We start from the raw sequence: 19,688 nt of genomic DNA, 5'->3' as shown, positions 1-19,688 counted from the left end.
TATGAGAAGGCGGGCATACATCATTTGAATTCTTCTTGCTTCAGTAAGGAGCGGAAGGACACTTCAAATTGCTCGTTTTCTAGGCGCGTCCGCTTTTTCGGTCCCTTCGTCCGTCCGCCGGCCCGACGAATTTGTTGGCCGACATGCCGCGTATGCAAGAGAAAATCAATATTGTCATCTGTAAAGATTCGTCCATTTTGGTCAATCGGCCGTCCTTTACGCGCTAAGGCAAGTGCCGCCAGTCCATAATCTTGTGTGACGATGATATCACCCGGTGAAATCCGGTTGACGATTGCATAATCGACCGCATCCGGACCTTGTCCAATTGTAATCGTCGTCGCCCCCGCCCGGTTAAATTCATGCGCTGTATCACAGACTAAAAACACGTCCACTCCGGCGCTTAACCGGATTGTCAAATCAACGACCGGACACCCATCGGCATCGACTAATACTTTCATTTCCCTCTTCCTCTCTGTTTACCTATCTGTCCTAAGTGTCCGCGAGAAACAGAAACACTGTCAAGCGAATCGCTATAAGTTGACCCGAGTCCGATTTCGCAAGACAATAGATAGGAAAGGAAGTGCCCGTATGGAGCAAGCTACATTCAAATCATTTTTACATCTTCTCAAAAAAAGTAATCCCCCGGTCGGTCTGCTATCAGCAGCCGTCGCCGTCTCGGTCATCCAGGCATTAGCGGCACTGATGATTCCGTGGTTTTTGAAATCACTGATTGATAATTTCTCGGTCGATCGGCTGACACCCGGACTGATTTCCTTATTCATCGTCGTTTTTCTCGTCCAACTCGTCAGTAACGCCTTTTCGATTTACTGGCTCCAGATTGCCGGGCAACGCATCGTCGCCAACTTGCGGACATTACTGTGGAAACATCTCCTCGGTCTACCGGTTCCGTTTTACGATGAAACAAAATCAGGGGAGCTCGTCTCCCGTCTCAACAATGACGCGACGACGTTACAACAGTTGTTGTCGGAGCAGCTCGTCCGCCTGTTGACATCCGTCGTTTCCATCATCGGGGCCATCACGATTTTATTTTTCCTCGATTGGCAGATGACGCTTGTCATGGTGATTGCCGTTCCGTTGACGTTACTGATCATCATCCCGCTCGTCCGGAAACTGCATGAGATTTCCCGGGCGACACAAAAAGAACTCGCCGGATTATCCGGCTTCTTCGCCGAGATGTTGAGCGAAGTCCGGCTCATCAAATCGCAAGCAACCGAGTCTTACGAAATGGACCGTGGAAACGAAAAGATTGAGAATCTCTTCGGCTTCGGCGTCAAAGAAGGTCGGATTCAAGCGATTCTGTTACCGCTGTTCAACGTGACGCTGACATCGATGCTGATCATCATCATCGGCTTCGGTGCTTACCGGGTCTCGACGAACCAAATTTCTGCCGGTGAGCTCGTCGCCTTTTCACTCTACTTGTTCCAAATCATGACCCCGCTCGTGACGATGACGGAATTCATTTCGAAGCTCCAGAAAGCACGCGGAGCGACAGAACGAATTTCCGAACTGCTCGAAGAACAGCCGGAGCAACAAGGAACGCGTGACGTCACCCGTCCGTTCGGAGCGGTTCAATTCAATCAGCTCTCGTTCGGCTATGATGAGACGACGTTACTGCATGACGTGTCCTTTTCTTTGCCGCACGGCCAGACGACGGCGATCGTCGGACCAAGCGGTTCTGGAAAATCGACGTTGTTTGCGTTACTCGAACGGTTTTATCAACCGACGTCAGGTGATATTTCACTCGGACCGGACGGCATCGATACGTTCCGACTTGAAAGCTGGCGCCGGGCAATCGGCTACGTCGCGCAGGATTCACCCGTCTTGTCGGGAACGATTCGTGATAATTTACTGTACGGACTCGTCCGTGACGTGACGGAACAGGAAATCCGCGATGCTGCAGAAATGGCGAATGCCGATGCCTTCATCGAGTCGTTCCCGCACGGCTACATGACGGAAATCGGCGAACGCGGGGTCAAACTGTCGGGTGGACAACGGCAACGAATTGCAATCGCCCGTGCCTTGCTGCGTGATCCCGAACTCTTACTGCTCGACGAAGCGACGTCAAGCCTTGACTCAGAATCGGAACGTGTCGTCCAGGAAGCACTCGAACGTCTGATGCGCGGACGGACGACGTTCGTCATCGCTCACCGCCTGGCGACAGTCCGTCACGCGGATCAAATTATCGTTCTCGAAGACGGACGGGTTTCCGGAATCGGAACACATGACTCCCTCGTCGAGACGAATGTTTTGTATAATAAGCTCGTAACGCAACAATTCATCGGTCAGACCGATACAATCAGGGGGAATCGTGGATGACGAAAACAATAGGATTTATTGGACTCGGTGTCATGGGGCAAGGAATGGTGCGAAACTTACTGAAAGCCGGTTTTGCCGTCAAAGGCTATAACCGGACAAAAGAAAAAGGCTTACCGCTCGAACAGGACGGGGCGACGATCGTCGACACGATTAAAGAAGCCGTCACCGGCGCAGACGTCGTCATTTCAATCGTCGGATACCCGGAAGACGTCGAACAGATTTACTTCAGTGAAGACGGAATTTTAGCGAATGCTGCGCCCGGGACGATCGTCATTGACATGACGACATCAAGCCCGGCGCTCGCCGTCAAAATCGCGGAGCAGGCACAAGCAAACGGGCTCGTTTCACTCGATGCACCTGTCACAGGTGGTGACCTTGGTGCGAAAAACGGGACACTCGCGATTCTTGTCGGTGGTCAAGAACAGGCTTTCGCTGACGTCAAACCATTGTTTGAGGCGATGGGACGCTCGATTTCCTTATTCGGCGGTCCCGGAAAAGGACAATCGGCGAAACTCGCAAACCAGATTGCAATTGCCGGTTCGATGATCGGGACAGCTGAGATGTTATTGTTCGTCACGCGCTCCGGCATCGACCCGACCCAGTTCGTCGAGACGATTAAAAGTGGTTCTGCCGGCAGCTGGTCACTCGAGAACTTGATTCCGCGTGTCATCGCGGAGAATTATTCACCAGGATTTTTCGTCAAACATTTCATCAAAGACATGCGCCTCGCACTTGAACGGGCGGATGAGATGGGAATTTCGACACCGGGTCTCGCGCTCGTCAAATCACTGTATGACGAGCTCGCAGCGATGGGGCACGGTGAGTCTGGTACACAAGCACTCTATTTATTACTCGCTGAAAAGTCACCGCAACAATAACCGTAACAAAAAGGTCCGCCCGATTCATTTGGGTGGACCTTTTTTGATTACTTGATATCGGTTAATGAGAAATCGTATGTGGCAACCGCTTCTTGCTTCTCGTGCTTTTCATGCAGGAATCATAAGAAGAGAGTGCCTTCGTTGTGGCAATTACTTCTTGTTTCCCGTGCTTTCCACGTAGAAATCATAAAGGGCAAAGTCCGTTTGTTGCGGCAATCGCTTCTTGCTTCTCGTGCTTTCCTCGGGCGAGCCGCAAGCCGTTGCTCCTTGCTTCTGACGAACAAGGAGCAGGGTCTCGCCTGGCTCTGCCAGCGCAAGGTGACCTTGCGCTTTTTCCCGTAGGAGTCACGAAAAGCGAAGCGATTCTGAACATATTATCTTTGGCTTCTTGAAAATAGAACAATTCAACCGAGCCGTCCGTCTTGAATCGCTCCCTAGCGAATAGCAGTGCATTTGTGACCCTGCAGCGCAGCGAAGCGGCACAAATCACTGCCGCTTGGGAGACGAGGCAAGGCAGGAAGGCACGAACGGTCGGTTTACTCCGAATTTACCATTACATGACTCACAAACAACATACCTCTGAGCATATTATCTTTGGCTTCTTGAAAACAAAATGATTCGACCGAGCCGTCCGTCTTGAATCGCTCCCTGGCGAATGGCAGTGCATTTGTGACCCTGCAGCGCAGCGAAGCGGCACAAATCACTGCCGCTTGGGAGACGAGGCAAGACCGGAAGGCGCGAACGGTCGGTTTACTCCGAATTTACCATTACATGACCCACAAACAGCATACCTCTGAGCATATTATCTTTGGCTTCTTGAAAACAAAATGATTCGACCGAGCCGTCCGTCTTGAATCGCTCCCTAGCGAATAGCAGTGCATTTGTGACCCTGCAACGCAACGAAGCGGCACAAATCACTGCCGCTCGGGAGACGAGGCAAGACCGGAAGGCGCGAACGGTCGGTTTACTCCGAATTTACCATTACATGACTCACAAACAGCATACCTCTGAGCATATTATCTTTGCCTTCTTGAAAAACAGAACGATTCAACCGAGCCGTCCGTCTTGAATCGCTCCCTAGCGAATAGCAGTGCATTTGTGACCCTGCAGCGCAGCGAAGCGGCACAAATCACTGCCGCTTGGGAGACGAGACAAGGGAGGGGGGCGCGAACGGTCGGTTTACTCCGAATTTAAGCCTATTTCCACACATGACTCGTAAACCATACTCCTCTGAGCATACTATTCTTCAGCTTCTTGAAAACAAAACGATTCAACCGAGCCGTCCGTCTTGAATCGCTCCCTGGCGAATAGCAGTACATTTGTACCACTTTGGGAGACGAGGCAAGGCAGGAAGGCACGACCGGTCGGTTTACTCCGAATCCAGTCCAACTCAAAAGGTCCTCCGATTTCTCAGAGGACCCATCCGTGCCAATCATTCGACCGCTGTCGGCCGTTCTGCTTTTAATTTCTCATAAAAATGTGCCATCGTCGTATCGAAATACGGCGTCAGGAAGATGACACCGACCGTACTCAACAAGGCGAGAATTCCCCAACCGATGAAGCTGATGTAGAGTTTGATTAAACGTCGTTTCTGTCCACGCATCATCCGTCGGCTCTCTCCTAATACTTGAATAAACGACAGTTCCGGACGATCGACGAGAATATACGGGACGAGTCGGTAAACAAGATAGAAATAGATCGCCGGTAAAATCAAAAATGATCCTGCATAGACGAGCAGTGTTACGACCGTGTACGAAAGAATCGTCCGGACATATGATTTCAACGAAGCGAATCCTTCGAACAACGTTCCGATGCCGGCTTTTTCACCTCGAACGAACCGTAAGTAGGAAATCGTCCGTCCGACCGTGACCGGTGCCAAAATAATCGTGACGACGATGTTCAAGCCAACGAACTTCATCATACTTCCGATGTCTTCTTGATCAAACGACATTCGACTGGCCGCTAAGGCAAAAATCGCAAAATAGACGATTGAAATGCTTAGCCCAACAAACCAGTTGCCTTTTAATGTCGCGAGTGCTGTTTTTTTGTACGCTGAATTTGTCATCATAAACCCCTTCTCACTTCACTTTCCCATTTGATTTTAACGTAGTCCCGCTTGAAAAAATAGGGACGTGCTTCGATTTCAGAGAAAGTTGTGACAAACTACTGAAAGATGGACGGACGACAGCAGCAAACAAAAGGAGAGGCCCACCCTCCCACTCAGGGAAGATGCACCTCTCGTTACCGATGCTTTTTTAAAGAAGTGATTTCAAGGCCGATACTCTTGATGCATCGACTTTTCCGTTAACGAGAACTGCTGAACCGACGTGGAGTTCAGTCGCTTTCGTCGTTTCCAACAACTCTTTTGCTGCTTCGACGGTAATGCCGGAGCCCGGTAAAATCGTCAATTCCTCGTGTCGTTCGACGAGTTCCGCGATGACCGCTTGTCCTTCGAGCGCCGTTGCTTTGGCACCCGACGTCAAAATGCGGTCGACTTCCGGGAAGTCGGCTAAGACCTCTGCTGCTTCGTGGATATCACGGCTGCTGTCGATTGCCCGGTGGAACGTCAGCGACAGCTCCCCTTTGTGTTTGATGACGCGACCGAGGAATCCTTCATCAATCCGTCCATCCGCTGTCAACGAACCGACGACGATGCCGGCAGCCCCTAATTCACGAATCAAGTCGATATCGGTGATGATCGTTTCCTGATCCGCTTCTGAATAGACAAAGGACTTACTATGTGGCCGGACAAGGACATGGACCGGGATTTCGACCGCCGAAAGAACTTGACGAATCAATCCGTAACTTGGTGTCAGTCCACCTTCCGATAAGGCAGATACGAGCTCGAGTCGATCTGCGCCTGCTTGTTCTGCAGCCGTCGCCTCTTCGACGGTTGCTGCGATTACTTCTAACATGTACATCCCTCCCGCATCAGTGTATCACGAGACGACGGTCCAGTTCACCCGTTCGTTAAACAACTTCATCTCCCATGATGGTGGATAGGTCGAAGGACTGAGGACGATTTTAGCCCGTCGGAACTCGGCGACTTTATACTTGCGGTTCCCCTCAAACTCGTCACATGCTAAAAAGGCATAGACGTCTTTCGTACAACCGATGACGGCTTTTTGAATCAAGGATGACTCGATGTCGTCACTAACGAAGCCTCGTTCGATTTCTGCGCCGTCAAATGCAAGGAAACAGGCATCAAACGCATAGGAATCAAGTGCTTGCAACACTTCGACACCGACCGTTTGACCATAGGTGTCGACAGTTCCGCCAAGTAAGCGGATTTCACCGCTGAACGGTCCATTCTTACGACATTGTTCCAGATGGTTTGCGATCGACAGCGAGTTCGTCACAATCGTCGCCGTTCCCGTTAAGTACGGCAATAAGTGCTCGACGGGTTCCCCTTTCCCTAAAAAAATACAGGAGTATTCACTGAGCCAGCCTTTCGCGTAACGCGCAAGACGACGTGACAATTGATCCGTCCGACGAGAAATCGGCGATTCCGGTTTCCCGCCTTGATAGATCGCCCCCCCATAAACACGTTTGAGTTGGCGGTCCCGCTCGAGTTCCTCCAGGTAGCGACGGACGGTCTCCCCTGAAACATCCAATCGATCAATTAAATCTTTCGTCATGACTTTCCCTTCTTCTTCAAGCCATTTCATGATTTGTCCTTTTCGTTCTTCTCCGAGTAACGACACACGACCTTCCCCCTTCATTAACGAGTACTAGTTCTAGTGTACCGAACGTCTGTAAAGGTCTTGTAAATCCGGTGTAAAAAAACGTGTGCTTCCTATGAATTGTTGTTGAATTCCTCATTTTTTCAGAATTAACACGTCCCTCATACAAAAAAAGTCCACCTTTATTCACGGATGACATGAATAAAGGTGGACTAAAGTCAGACTGTTATTGCTTTTCTTTATCGAACAACGGAATCTTCGACTCTGTCCCTTGACGAATCCGACCGATGTTATCGCGGTGTTTGAAGATGACGAACAAAGCAAGTACGGTAAAGAACGTCGGAACGATCCAGTCGTGTTGTACGATGCCGATCGACACGGCAGCAACGATTCCGATGCTTGCCGCGACAATCGAGCTGAGCGACACCATTCGACTAAAACGAAGCGTCGTTAAGAACGAGACGAGCAAAATCAAGAATAAGAGTGGACTCGTCACGAGCAACATCCCACCTGATGTCGCGACAGCTTTTCCACCTTTGAACTTTGCGAAGATCGGATAAATATGTCCGATGACTGCCGCAATACCGGCAAAGAGTGGATGGAGTTCTGACGCGAGCAGAATTGGGACGAGACTCGCGACCGCCCCCTTACCGAGATCCCCAATCAAGACGATGATCCCGGCTTTTTTACCTAAGACACGAAACGTATTCGTCGTTCCTAAGTTACCGCTCCCGTGCTGGCGGATATCTATCCCGTGTCCCCATTTTCCGACAAGTAACGCAAATGGTATCGATCCAAGCAGATAGCCGAGAATCAAAATCCCAATGATTTCAATCATGGTCAACCTCCAAAGTATTAATGACCGACCTTCATATATTCTTCGAGAGTCTGTCCATTATTTTTGATTTGTGTTGCAGGACCGACACCGACGTAACGAATATGCCATGGTTCATACGTATACCCTGTCCGCGCTTGGAACCCTTTATCATAACGAACGATGAAACCATACTTCGCCGCATTGTTCGCAATCCACTTACCTTCTTTTGTGTTGCCGAGTTCAGCTGTCAAGCCGTTTCCGACGCTCGGTGCTGAAATATCGAAGACGAGCCCTGTCTGGTGTTCACTGTGACCAGGACGTGCCGAATATTGATCGGCTGCTGCTTTCCCGTCTCGTGCGACATAGTTATTGTAGAGGACCGTCTGGCGTTGACCGGACCGGAAACCACTGACCGCATTCAATGTCACGCCGTCTTTTTTAGCGGCTGCGAACATCTTCTCAATTTGTTTTGCGGCAGGTGCGCGCATGTAACTTTGTTCGAGCACACCCGAATAAGAGAAGCTGATGTCTGGAACGACGAGATCAGACGGTTTGTAGTCGATTGGCAGACTGTATTTCTTGTTGACGACGACGAGTTCATTGAGTCCTAAATCGGCTTTCGTATCCGATTTATCGACGTCCGGTGTCTCTGATTCCGGTTCAGACTTTTTATCCGGCTCAGGATCTTGCGACGATGTTGTTTTACCATCATCCTTTTTATCCTCAGTTGCTTTATCTTCCGTCGCTTTATCGTCTGCGGCTTTTTTATCAGCAGCGGCTTTCTCTTCTGCTGCCTTCTTGTCTGCTGCTGCCTTATCTTCTGCTGCTTTCTCTTCCGCAGCCTTCTTGTCAGCAGCTGCTTTCGCGTCCGCTTCTTTTTTTGCTTCTTCTGCTTCTTTTTCTTTCGCTACTTCTGCGTCTGTCTTCTTATCTTCCTTGGCGACGGTATCATCCGTTTTTTCTTTTGTCGTATCTTCTGTTTTAGTGGCATCTTCTGCGCCTTGATCCCCAGGATTACATCCTGCAAGGAGGAGCGCTAACGTACTGACTGCTACGATTTTCTTCATCGTGTATTCCCCTCTTCCTTCGTGCTATTCTATGTTACCTCTAATTGACACAATAGAAAAGCCCTCCAGCAAGAAATCCTGCTGAGGGCTTAGGCTTAGTTCGAGACGAGTCGTGCATCCTCAGCACTCATCTGTTCATAGATGGCATGCCAGTTCGGAAAGACCTTTGGTAAACGAATCGGTCGGAAATTCTCTTTTTTGACGACGACATGGGTCGTTTTTCCGGCGACGGCAAGTTGACCATCCGCATTTTTGACTTCATAGCCGTAAATCGTCCGCAGTCCGTCGTAATGGCTGATCCAGACCGAGACTGTCGCCGTATCGCCATACGTCAATGACCGTTTGTAGTCGAGATTGACGTTCGTAACCGGTGAGACGTAGCCTGCCTCTTCCATTTCCTTATAATCAAGACCGAGCGACTTAATCAGCTCCGTCCGGGCGATTTCAAGATAAACGAGATAGTTCGAGTGATAAACGATCCCCATCATGTCCGTTTCCGCATAGCGAACCGGTATTTCAATCGTGTGCATGTAACTTCCCCCTTAAAAATCCTCTTTTTCAAGATAGGACCATTCTGAACCGCTGACACTCGCTTTGTCAATCAATCGGACGGACTGTTTCGCAATTGCCCGCTCGACGATCGTAATCGCGGCACGGGCGTTTCCGTTCGGTACGACTTGAATTTGATCCTCTAACGCAAGACGCGCTTCTTCCGTCAAGACATACCCGTAGCGTTCCGCGTAATTGACGATAATTTCAATCAACTCGTCTTTCGCGTAGTTCGGGAAGTGAAGTTCCCGCTTAAAGCGTGACTTCAGACCGGGATTGCTTGCAAGCAGTGCCTGCATCGGTTGCTCGTAACCGGCGAGAACGACGACGAGATTATCGCTATGTTTCGTCATTTCGTCGACGAGCGTATCGATCGCTTCCTTGCCGAAATCATTCGCCCCGCCGTTCAACGAATAGGCTTCATCGATGAAGAGGACACCACCGAGTGCGTCACGGATGACGTCCCGTGTCTGTTGCGCCGTCTGTCCGACATAACCGGAGACGAGGTCGGCGCGGCTGACGACTTTCAAATGTCCACGTTTCAAATATCCCGCTTGACGCAAGACGTCGGCATAGAGGGCAGCGACCGTCGTCTTGCCCGTTCCACTGTTGCCGCTAAAGACGGCATGCAGTTCGACCGGTAAGACTTTAAAGCCTGCTTCCTGGCGACGCTGTTGCATCGAGAGCAGTGCCTGGATTTGTTTGAGCTCTGCTTTTAGCTCCGTCAGACCGACGAGTGACGCTAACATTGCATCAATCGACTCGTCTTCCGGTGCCGCAAGTTCGAAATCCGCTTGTTCGAGCAGGGCAAAGTCTTCATGACTCGCACTCTCGCCGAGGCTTGCACCCTTCTTAAAGATTGCATCGAGGACGATGTTACGGACGGCACGCCCGTTTCCGAAACTCGAGTCGACCCGTTCGCGCTCGAGTCGCGCAAGTAGCGTCCGCTCCGCTTGATCCGTCAAGACATAATCGTTAGACGTCGCAATCGACCGACCGATTTCAAGCAATTCCTGATCCGTATAGTCGGCGAGCAGATAATGGTTCGATTCCGGAAAACGGCTCCGGAGTCCCGGATTCGCTTTTAGGAAGTCACGCATCTCTTCCGGATAACCGGCGAGGACAACGGCGAAACGTCCCGCGTATTCCCCGCTCGTCATCGCCGCGACGAGCGTATCGATTGCCGCTTGTCCGTAATCATTCCCACTTTGACCCGACCGTTTCAAGGCATAGGCCTCATCGATGAAGAGGACACCACCGACCGCCTCGCGGACTTTACTCATGACTTGCTCTTCTGTCTGACCGACGAATGCACCGACGAGCGACGACCGGTCCGTCTCGACGACTTCCGCCCGTTCGAGCAATCCGAGTTCATGATAGATTTTCGCCATCAGACGAGCGAGCGTCGTTTTGCCGGTCCCGGGGTTGCCCATGAAAATCATGTGCAGTGACGGCTGGTCACTCGACCGGTAACCGTCTTCCGTCCGTTTTTGCTGGTACTTCAAGAACCGGTACATTTGATGGACTCGGAGCTTGATGTCTTCGAGGCCGATCATCGCATCGAGTTCCTCGAGTGCCGAGCGTTCGACTTGTTTGATCTCAATCGGGAGCAATGAGACGACACGGCGTAACTCTTCCGTCGCCGTCACCTTCAGCTCCGTCATCTCGCGGAAGGCTTCGCGTGAGTAAAACCGTTCCTGTAAGCTGTTGACGAACTCCGTCGCCGTCTGTTCGAGTCGGGCGCTCGACAGGAGCAGCGCTTTTGCTGCCTCGAACAATTCCGTCCAGCGCGTCGCATCGATCCGTCGCAGGCGTTCCGTCAATTCGACGACTTGTTCCGTTTCTTGTACGATTTGACTCGCCTGCTGAATCATATCTTTTGTCGCCGAGCGTTTTGCGTTGGCGTTATCCGTTTCACGAATCGTCGGGAACGTGTTCGCGACGAGCAGTTGATAACTGCCTTGTAATTGTTGTTCAATCATCAATTGCTCCAAGCGTTCCGGTAAGCGACCGTGTTGTTTGATTTCTTGAATCCAGCTTTCTGCCAGCGCATCAATCCGTCCCGTCATGATGTACCGGTGTTCGACGAGTAGCGCGAGAATCCGGACGAGTGCTTCCGTCTCGTGTATCAGCCGACTACTTTGTGCGTAGCGTAAGGCGCGGACCTCCTCGACTTTTTCACCCTGTTCCCAGGCTTCAATTTGTTTGAACATCTCCTCTTTCGAGAATGCTTCCATCGCTTTAGTCCCTCCTATTTCTCGAAAAAACCGACCTTTGTCGCCACGAGGTGCGACGTTCAAGTCGGTTTTTCGATTACTTCATTTTTAACCAAGCTGGATCAAATTCATCCAACGACTCGATTTTTTTCATTTTGACGGAATAGAATAACTTGCCGTTATTCCGTGACTCCGCCCCTAACACTTTCGAACGGTCGGATGCGACATAATATGTCGCTTCTTCTTGATTGTCTTCTTTATCGAAGAACGATGGATATTGTTTAATCCACTCATCCGGAACCGTGCTGGCCGGTTCTTTTTTGACGTAGACGTCTGCTGCATTACCAGCGATGTCCGCCTCGCCCTCGATTTGACCAAAGTCACCTTTATCGATGAAGTCAAGAATTTGTTCATTGAAGCCACGCGATAAGAATGGACGCGGCGCACTGACACTTTTCGACGCTTCCGTTTCATTGACTAGCTTGCCGTCGGCGTCGTATTCCCGGAACATTTCACCGTCCCAAATCGCCGTCGTGCCTGTCGAAGGTCCTTCGATGACCTCCGTTCGGAAATGACCCTGATCGTCAAATACGACTTCGTACGTCCGTGCTTCCAGCGCATCCTCCTTCGTCGATAATTTCTTTTCGACATACTGGATGCGGGACATCGTATAGAACGGTTTGACGGGAGTCGCTTCATCATCTTTAGAGGTCTGTGTCGTATTCAGTAAATAAAAATTATAGGCAAGGAGTATCGCCATTGCCACGATTGCTACAGCAATCCATGTACTCGTTCGTTTCGTCATGCCATGTACACCATCCTAATCAGTCTCGATTCATAGTTAATGGTATCGGTTTTACGCCTAGAATACAAAGGGTTTGTCTAAGTTCAACTGATTTCTGAGGAAATACGGCAGACTTTTGAACGATTCCGTTCATCGAACATACAAATCGACAAAAAAAGACGAAATGAATCACGTGCGCGCGATTCATCCCGTCTTCGGTTAATTTTCTTTTGGTTCACGTGCGATGATCATCGATTCGTCGACGAGATAATACGAATGCTGTGGCAATTCGCGTAAAAAGCCTGTCGCAAATAACATCGCACAATCGACTTGAAACGTTTTCGAATACTTCTTTAATGGTAACTTATCCTCTTTATCAAAATAGCGATCGACGGCGAGCTGGACGTGATCCATCTCATAGACGATGTCCCGGTCTTTTGCTTCCATGATCGCAAATGTTTCCCGCGACATGTAAAAGCTTTGCGTCGACCGGACACCGAGGTGGACAGCCAGGCGGTCTAAATCAATTTTTTGTGCTTCGTCGAGTAAGACCGTCCGGTTCGTCCCTTTCGGTAACGTTAACTCAAATTCGTGGGTCGCCTGTTTGACTTCATCAAGCGTGACATCACGAATCGGTAACGGTTCTTCCTCTTTCGGCTGAAACCACTTTTTGAACCGACTCATCGGCTGGCCTCCCTCCTATAGAAAAAGGCGGGGTTCCCCCCACCTTTTCAATCAACGACAATCCATTATTTTTGCAGACGTTCGCGAAGGACCATCGGCAAGATTCCACCGTGGCGGTAGTAATCGATGTCGACTTCCGAGTCAAAGCGAGCAATCGCTTCGAACTTCGTGACTTTTCCGTCAGCAGCTGTCGCTGTAACTTGGATGATGTCACGCGGACGGACAGATTCGTCAATCGCGATACTGATTGCTTCCTCACCTGTTAAACCAAGTGACTCAGCAGACGTACCTGCGACGTATTGCAGTGGCAAGACACCCATCATGACAAGGTTTGAACGGTGAATCCGCTCGAAGCTCTCGGCGATGACGGCTTTGACGCCGAGCAAGTTCGTTCCTTTTGCAGCCCAGTCACGTGACGAGCCCATACCGTAGTCTTTACCGGCGAGGATGACGAGACCTGTACCATCTTCTTTATACTTCATCGCAGCATCGTACATCGCCATTGTTTCACCAGTTGGCCAGTACGTTGTGAATCCACCTTCTGTTCCCGGTGCGACTTGGTTACGGATCCGGATGTTCGCGAATGTACCGCGCATCATGATTTCGTGGTTACCACGACGTGAGCCATACGAGTTGAAGTCTTTTGGTGCAACGCCTTTATTGACGAGGTATTGACCGGCTGGTGTCGTTTTCGAGAATGATCCGGCTGGTGAAATGTGGTCTGTCGTAACAGAATCCGCAAATTTACCGAACACACGGAGATCATTTAATGCTTCAACATGTCCAGCTTCCTTCGCCAAGTTCTCGAAGAACGGCGGGTTTTGGATGTATGTCGACGCTTCGTCGAAGTCATATTGATCGCCTGTCGGAACGTCGAGGTTGTTCCAACGTTCGTTTCCTGTGAAGACTGAATCATATTCAGCACGGAAGCTTTGTGGTGTGACGACGGTGTTGATGATCGTCTGAATTTCGTCACGTGACGGCCAGATGTCCGCAAAGAAGACTTCTTGTCCGTCTTTACCTGTTCCGAGTGATGCATTCATGATATCAACATCAACTGTTCCCGCGATTGCGTATGCAACGACGAGCGGTGGTGATGCCAAGTAGTTCGCTTTAACGAGCGGGTGAACCCGACCTTCAAAGTTACGGTTACCCGAGAGGACAGACGAGACGAGCAGGTCTGAACCGAGGATTGCATCTTCGACAGCACGGTCGAGTGGACCCGAGTTCCCGATACATGTCGTACAGCCGTAACCGACCGTGTTGAATCCGAGCTCATCGAGGTACGGTTGAAGTCCTGATTTCTCAAGGTAATCCGTTACGACTTTTGATCCCGGAGCAAGTGACGTCTTGACGTATTTCGGAACTGTCAAGCCGAGGTCGATTGCTTTTTTCGCAACGAGTCCGGCACCGATCATGACGTATGGGTTTGATGTATTCGTACAGCTTGTGATGGCTGCGATTGCGAGGTCCCCTGTACGCATTTCGACCGCTTCGTCTTCATACTGGACGACTGCGACTTTATCTTTTTCGTCTTCAGAAAGACCGAATCCAGCATTGCCTTGCGGCGCTGTCAACGCTTTTTCGAATGACGTGTGGACGTCTGTCAAATCAATCCGGTCTTGTGGACGTTTTGGTCCGGCAAGCGCAGGAACGATCGTCGAAAGATCAAGTTCAACTGTTTTCGTGAACGTTGGATCTTCGTTTTGTGGTGTGTAGAACAAGCCGTTTGCTTTCGAGTAGTTTTCAACTTTCTCGATCAACTCTTCTTCACGACCTGTCAAGCGAAGGTACGTCAACGTTTCTGTATCGACTGGGAAGAATCCGCATGTTGCACCGTATTCTGGTGCCATATTGGCGATCGTCGCCCGGTCAGATAATGACATCAAGTGAAGTGATGGACCGAAGAACTCAACGAATTTACCGACAACGTTTTGCTGACGCAACATTTCTGTTACGCGAAGCGCAACGTCTGTTGCTGTTGTTCCCGGGTGCATTTCACCTGTGATGCGGACACCGATAACTTCAGGAACCGGGAAGAATGAAGGTTGTCCGAGCATGCCGGCTTCCGCTTCGATCCCACCGACGCCCCATCCGAGGACACCAAGACCGTTGATCATCGTCGTATGTGAGTCTGTTCCGACGAGTGTATCCGGATAGACGTCGACTGTGCCGTCTGCCGTTTCTTTTTCAAGGACGACCGATGCCAAGTACTCGAGGTTAACTTGGTGGACGATTCCTGTTGCCGGTGGAACGGCACGGTAGTTGTCGAATGCCGTCGTTGCCCAGCGTAATAATTTGTAACGCTCTTCGTTGCGTTCGAACTCAAGATCCATGTTTTCAGCGAGTGCGCCAGCGAAACCGTAGGCATCGACTTGAACCGAGTGGTCGACGACGAGATCAACTGGAACTTCCGGGTTGATAACTGATGGATCTCCACCGAGGTCCTGCATCGCTTTACGGAGTGACGCGAGATCGACGACAGTCGGAACACCTGTGAAATCTTGCAAGATGACGCGTGACGGTTTGAACGGGACGTCGATATCGTTCGAAACTTGGGCAGTTCCCCATTTCGCCAAGTTTTCGACGTGTTCTTTCGTGATTGAGCGACCATCTTGTTGACGAAGAACCGATTCAAGCAGGACACGGATTGAATATGGAAGACGTTTGACTTCCGTTAGTCCGAGTTCTTCTAATTTTTCCAGGCTGTAATAGTTGTAATTTTTACCGTTCGCTTCAAACGAACGGCGTGCACCAAACACGTCTTGCGTTGATTGCGTTTGTTTCATGCTGATTCCCCCTTTAAGTGTTGACGACATCAAGCCCCTGATACCGCTTACTTGTACAGCTCTATCATAGTATAATATGGGTCTCGTTACAATTTGAAAGAACAAAAGACTTGTGATAAGTTTTCCTTATCGCCTAATTGAGAAGTTATATCAATCATATGCTTAGGCGGAGTTCACGTTTCTAGTTTTCGATACTTCCGTTCCGGGTACTACTAAACTGTAGAACGACATCAGAACTTTCTGGAGGCGGAAATTATGGCAGAATATAAAAATGATGCAACCCACGTCGTTACGACGATTATTTTCAACGATTTAGAAAAAGCCAAAACTGGCTTTGAGATGATCAAGGACCTCGAAGCGATTAAAGAAATCGAGATGGAGCAGATGGTTTTAGCGAAACGCGATGAGACGGACGGGTTTTCGTTCATCGATGCAATTGACTTTACGCAGCAGGATCAATCGTTCAAAGGTTCAATGATCGGGATGGCAGTCGGTGTCGTCGGTGGACCATTCGGGATGCTCGTCGGTTCTGTTGCCGGATACTTGATCGGCGCAAACCGGGACGAAAAAAACGAACGCGATTCGTTTGATTTATTTAACCGGACGCTGAACCAAATCAGTGCCGATCACTATGGCGTCATCATCATCAGTGAGGTAAATGAAGATTCAGAAGCGATCAATGCGATTGCGGCTGAACTCGGAGCGACCGTGCGCCGGACGGGTGAAACGTTTACGGATGAGACGGTGTGATTTAAAAATTTAAGATGTTTGCTTCGTCCCCGCTTTTTCGGGGGCGTTTTTGATGTAGATAGTTGATGAAAAATTGTATGTCGCTCATCCAAATGGCTTGGTCTAAAACAAAATATGAAAAGAATCTCGAATCTCCAAACGATAAGTCCGTCTTCAGCAAGCGGAAAATCGAAGTCGAGTCTGTGTTTGGGTCCATCAAACAGAACTGGAATTCGGGTTGGTAGCTATCGCTCATAATCTCCGAAAACTGGTCAAAAAACCGTTTCTAATCTAATACATCAATTGAAAAAGAAAGAAAAGGGAGGCAGATAATCGGATTTAATCCAATCATCTGCCTCCCTTCGTTCAGTTTAATCAAAAGATGCACTCTCTTTTGAGTCAGTCCCCTTGTTTAAAATCTGAATTGACTGAGAGATTAGCATTTAAAATGTTATTTATTCTTCTTTAAAAACAATATAATTATTTGGCTTATATGTCTTTCTTATTGAGAAAACATGCCAGTATAAATTACGTTAGCTGGTAAAATCCCAGTAAATCTTAAATAGATACCTTTACCTTTATTTGTTTTATAAAACATCGCAGAGGAACCACCCAAAACAACTACCGCACTTGTAGCTACAGCTTTCACAATAGCCGTAGGAGCTGAGAACCAAGGCGCCCAAATAGCTACAAGTGCAGCAGTACCAGATCCACCCGCCAAAGCCTGAGCTGTAGTATTTGTTAAATTGTCATTTAAAAATACCTTATAACCCCACCAGTGAACTTCAAGAGCATTTTTACCTTTACTGCTAGCTCTTGCCGATACATTTTGATCTAAAAACTGAACATGATTATCAACTACAGCTATGCTGTCAAGTTCTTCTGTTGTAAGTCCACTTAACAAGGCATTTTTATCAGCAATCTCTGCATTAACTTTAGCAAACTCTTCTTCACCAATTTTAGTGGTTAGAATCTCAGTATTTTCAATCACAAAATTATTATCTTTAAAAACTATAAAATTATCCACTAAATCAATCGTTTTTTGATTTAGTTCATTTGTATTTGATGGTGAATCATCTGCACTTACGTAGTTTCCACCTGCAGCAAAACTACTGAAAACTAACAAGATAGACAACAACAGGAAAAATCCTTTAAATTTCAATAAAAAAACCTCCTATTAAAATTTGGGATATGATTCTACTAATAGTAGTGTTAGAAACAATAAGTTGATAATTATTCTGTAAAACCTATTTACTTACAGTTTTTTTACCATATCTGTTTTCCATAACAAAAAATACAAAAAGTGTTATAAGAATAACAAATGGAACTGTACTGTACTTCATTATCTCAAAGTATGGTAAAATTAGAGATAGAAGTATCAGAAATGTCGCTACCAATCGAATGGTAATAAGATTTTTATAATATTTCTTATTTTCCAATTTAAACCCTCCTTTTCTTTATATAACCATAACATAGCGTTTAATCTAATGAAACCGGTGTGCTATTAATCACATGATTTCTTCATCCAACACGTTATGTCATCTGCAATAATAAAATTTTTTTTCTTCTGACTACTCGTTTAGTCTTTATTAGTTCAATCGTTTAACTAGGTGATTTGAATGTCAGATGATTAAGAATATAAAAAGAGGATGGTTAGACTTAACTGCTCCTCGTCAAATAGATAGGGAAAATAACATAAATCTCTTTATCGGCTTAACTCTGTATTTTAACTGAGCTAAGCCGTTTAATCGTTGTTGATATCGTTCTTCATTGTAAACGTACTTTGGTCGTAAGCTGGGGTTCGTCGAACTCCACAAATTTATGTAGATAATAATTTTCACATTTCAACGCTCGCTAAAGGGATTCAATCGGACCTTTATCAATCCCATATCTTCTAGAGAGACAACTTGCTTATCATAATCGAGTGCTTTATGAACTTCGATATGTTCATCACGAGGTGGAACGAAATCTTGGCAGACTATCGACCGAGAAAATAACGACTCCCGTATCATTCATGGTGACGTGAACGATACGTCATGTACGTGATCCTATCACATCGCGAGGACGGAAGTACCTTACTTGAATACTACGTTCTTCTGTTTCTTCTTTTGATCTCGCGATTTACTCTTCCATTCAGACTGTCCTAACCCTAGATGATTTAACGCCTCTCTAGCTAACTCTTCATGTTCGGATAGAGTTCGAAGATCAGCGAAGTGAAAAAAGAAATTCCCTACATGCACTCTCTCATCAGGATGCATGTAATCGACCGTAGCTTTATCTGGAGGGATATGTTCCCCTCAATACGTCGTACATCCCTCCAAAGGACAACTAGAAGTCTCGATGTAAAAAGCATCACCAAGCTTAACGATATATAAACAAAGAAGTTCACAGTGATCTCCTTGCAAACGTCTGAAATGAGGATAGCGTCCCCTGAAACCATGCGAACGTAATACAGGGACGATTGTATTTTTAAGCGCGTCTCGTATCATCGATCTGTCGTTCACTTATTTTCTCCCCTTTTCATATTCATTGGTTCGCACCCTCTGAACTTTATCGATAGAGCCGTTCAGGAAGCACTGGCGCTCAATCCTCATCGGCATAGATATCATCGATGAGTTCCTGCTTGAAATCGCCATCCGTTCCCTTAGGTGTAACGTGTACCTCAACAGCGATCAGACTCTCCCCTTCCTCAATCTTGAGATCGGAGACGGGGCTAGGTGGATTGAACTTCGTATTGTAATCGATCATGACTTCTAACATTCCCTCGAGCACCTCTTCGGCGTGTTTCACGGTTTCCAAGAGTGTCTCGCCATCAGTGAAAACATTCTTTAGGTCTGGAAATCGAACGAGATAGCAATCATCCTCCAAATCTGGGGTGACGACAGCATAGTATTTAAATGTTTGCATGGATGTACCTCCTTGATGAAATCTTATGTGCATCGTCAAGTATCATGAAATACGGACATTCGAACTGATAATAGCTATATCCCTATAAAAAAACTAACATACGGACTATATAATAAGCAAAAAAACCAATTTTTAGGATTAAATTTCAAATAAAATACACTATTCTTTCAGGATGGCGTATTTTACAGTTTGAATACATATAAAATCCATATTCTAACTATCAAAAGGAAGACATTGTCATACTGTGG

17 protein-coding genes are annotated in these 19,688 nt (G+C 47.9%); 3 read left to right on the top strand and 14 right to left on the bottom strand.

Annotated elements, in window-relative coordinates; genetic code table 11:
* Window positions 1-20: 20 nt before the first annotated feature.
* A complete protein-coding gene (locus tag AC0VYQ_RS06095) occupies window positions 21-458 on the bottom strand; it encodes a YaiI/YqxD family protein (protein WP_088836799.1) in 438 nt (145 codons plus the stop codon).
* A 130-nt stretch (window positions 459-588) separates the two neighbouring features.
* Between AC0VYQ_RS06095 and AC0VYQ_RS06090 the strand changes: the two genes are divergently transcribed.
* Window positions 589-2,337, top strand: a complete 1,749-nt coding sequence (locus AC0VYQ_RS06090; protein ID WP_475404464.1) for an ABC transporter ATP-binding protein — start codon at window positions 589-591, stop codon at window positions 2,335-2,337.
* Window positions 2,334-3,215: an NAD(P)-dependent oxidoreductase gene (locus AC0VYQ_RS06085; RefSeq protein ID WP_475404463.1), complete on the top strand. Its 882-nt coding sequence runs from the start codon at window positions 2,334-2,336 to the stop codon at window positions 3,213-3,215. The genes AC0VYQ_RS06090 and AC0VYQ_RS06085 overlap by 4 nt, the downstream gene beginning before the upstream one ends.
* A gap of 1,432 nt (window positions 3,216-4,647) precedes the next feature.
* On the opposite strand, the gene AC0VYQ_RS06080 is transcribed toward AC0VYQ_RS06085, so the two are convergent.
* The 10 genes from AC0VYQ_RS06080 to acnA all read right to left on the bottom strand — a co-directional run bounded on the left by AC0VYQ_RS06080 (window position 4,648) and on the right by acnA (window position 15,804).
* Complete coding sequence (locus AC0VYQ_RS06080; RefSeq protein WP_475404462.1) at window positions 4,648-5,280, bottom strand: DUF975 family protein; 633 nt, start codon at window positions 5,278-5,280, stop codon at window positions 4,648-4,650.
* Between the two features lie 190 nt (window positions 5,281-5,470).
* Complete coding sequence (locus AC0VYQ_RS06075; RefSeq protein ID WP_088836795.1) at window positions 5,471-6,130, bottom strand: copper homeostasis protein CutC; 660 nt, start codon at window positions 6,128-6,130, stop codon at window positions 5,471-5,473.
* Window positions 6,131-6,154: 24 nt separating this feature from the next.
* The gene (locus AC0VYQ_RS06070) at window positions 6,155-6,919 is read right to left on the bottom strand and encodes a DeoR/GlpR family DNA-binding transcription regulator (RefSeq protein WP_029333368.1); all 765 of its coding nucleotides are present in this window, start codon (window positions 6,917-6,919) and stop codon (window positions 6,155-6,157) included.
* A 205-nt stretch (window positions 6,920-7,124) separates the two neighbouring features.
* Entirely contained in the window at window positions 7,125-7,736 is a 612-nt protein-coding gene (plsY, locus tag AC0VYQ_RS06065) for a glycerol-3-phosphate 1-O-acyltransferase PlsY (RefSeq protein ID WP_214767442.1), read from the bottom strand.
* Between the two features lie 17 nt (window positions 7,737-7,753).
* A complete protein-coding gene (locus tag AC0VYQ_RS06060; RefSeq protein WP_475404461.1) occupies window positions 7,754-8,782 on the bottom strand; it encodes a M15 family metallopeptidase in 1,029 nt (342 codons plus the stop codon).
* Between the two features lie 95 nt (window positions 8,783-8,877).
* Window positions 8,878-9,312 (bottom strand): acyl-CoA thioesterase, encoded by a 435-nt coding sequence (locus AC0VYQ_RS06055; RefSeq protein ID WP_034801290.1) that lies wholly within the window; start codon window positions 9,310-9,312, stop codon window positions 8,878-8,880.
* Window positions 9,313-9,324: 12 nt separating this feature from the next.
* On the bottom strand, window positions 9,325-11,568 hold the full coding sequence (locus tag AC0VYQ_RS06050) for an AAA family ATPase (RefSeq protein WP_475404460.1): 2,244 nt from the start codon (window positions 11,566-11,568) through the stop codon (window positions 9,325-9,327).
* Window positions 11,569-11,644: 76 nt separating this feature from the next.
* Window positions 11,645-12,352, bottom strand: coding sequence for a hypothetical protein (locus tag AC0VYQ_RS06045; protein WP_475404459.1), 708 nt, complete (start codon window positions 12,350-12,352; stop codon window positions 11,645-11,647).
* 198 nt (window positions 12,353-12,550) lie between these two features.
* A complete protein-coding gene (locus AC0VYQ_RS06040) occupies window positions 12,551-13,015 on the bottom strand; it encodes a DUF3939 domain-containing protein (protein WP_475404458.1) in 465 nt (154 codons plus the stop codon).
* A 65-nt stretch (window positions 13,016-13,080) separates the two neighbouring features.
* A complete protein-coding gene (acnA, locus tag AC0VYQ_RS06035) occupies window positions 13,081-15,804 on the bottom strand; it encodes an aconitate hydratase AcnA (RefSeq protein WP_475404457.1) in 2,724 nt (907 codons plus the stop codon).
* A gap of 255 nt (window positions 15,805-16,059) precedes the next feature.
* Between acnA and AC0VYQ_RS06030 the strand changes: the two genes are divergently transcribed.
* Window positions 16,060-16,554 carry a hypothetical protein gene (locus AC0VYQ_RS06030; RefSeq protein ID WP_159173715.1) on the top strand — a complete coding sequence of 165 codons (495 nt, stop codon included), beginning with the start codon at window positions 16,060-16,062 and terminating at the stop codon, window positions 16,552-16,554.
* A gap of 481 nt (window positions 16,555-17,035) precedes the next feature.
* On the opposite strand, the gene AC0VYQ_RS06025 is transcribed toward AC0VYQ_RS06030, so the two are convergent.
* From AC0VYQ_RS06025 to AC0VYQ_RS06015, 3 genes are all read right to left on the bottom strand, one after another.
* Window positions 17,036-17,695, bottom strand: a complete 660-nt coding sequence (locus AC0VYQ_RS06025) for a hypothetical protein (protein WP_475404456.1) — start codon at window positions 17,693-17,695, stop codon at window positions 17,036-17,038.
* A 1,135-nt stretch (window positions 17,696-18,830) separates the two neighbouring features.
* Window positions 18,831-19,022, bottom strand: coding sequence for a DUF4304 domain-containing protein (locus AC0VYQ_RS06020; RefSeq protein ID WP_353048423.1), 192 nt, complete (start codon window positions 19,020-19,022; stop codon window positions 18,831-18,833).
* Between the two features lie 94 nt (window positions 19,023-19,116).
* The gene (locus AC0VYQ_RS06015; protein WP_475404455.1) at window positions 19,117-19,440 is read right to left on the bottom strand and encodes a type II toxin-antitoxin system HicB family antitoxin; all 324 of its coding nucleotides are present in this window, start codon (window positions 19,438-19,440) and stop codon (window positions 19,117-19,119) included.
* Window positions 19,441-19,688: the final 248 nt, after the last annotated feature.

The organism is Exiguobacterium sp. QJM3NY_9 (assembly GCF_056173545.1).
Note: the sequence above shows the minus strand (reverse complement) of the source record. Positions and strands in the feature narration are given on the sequence as shown.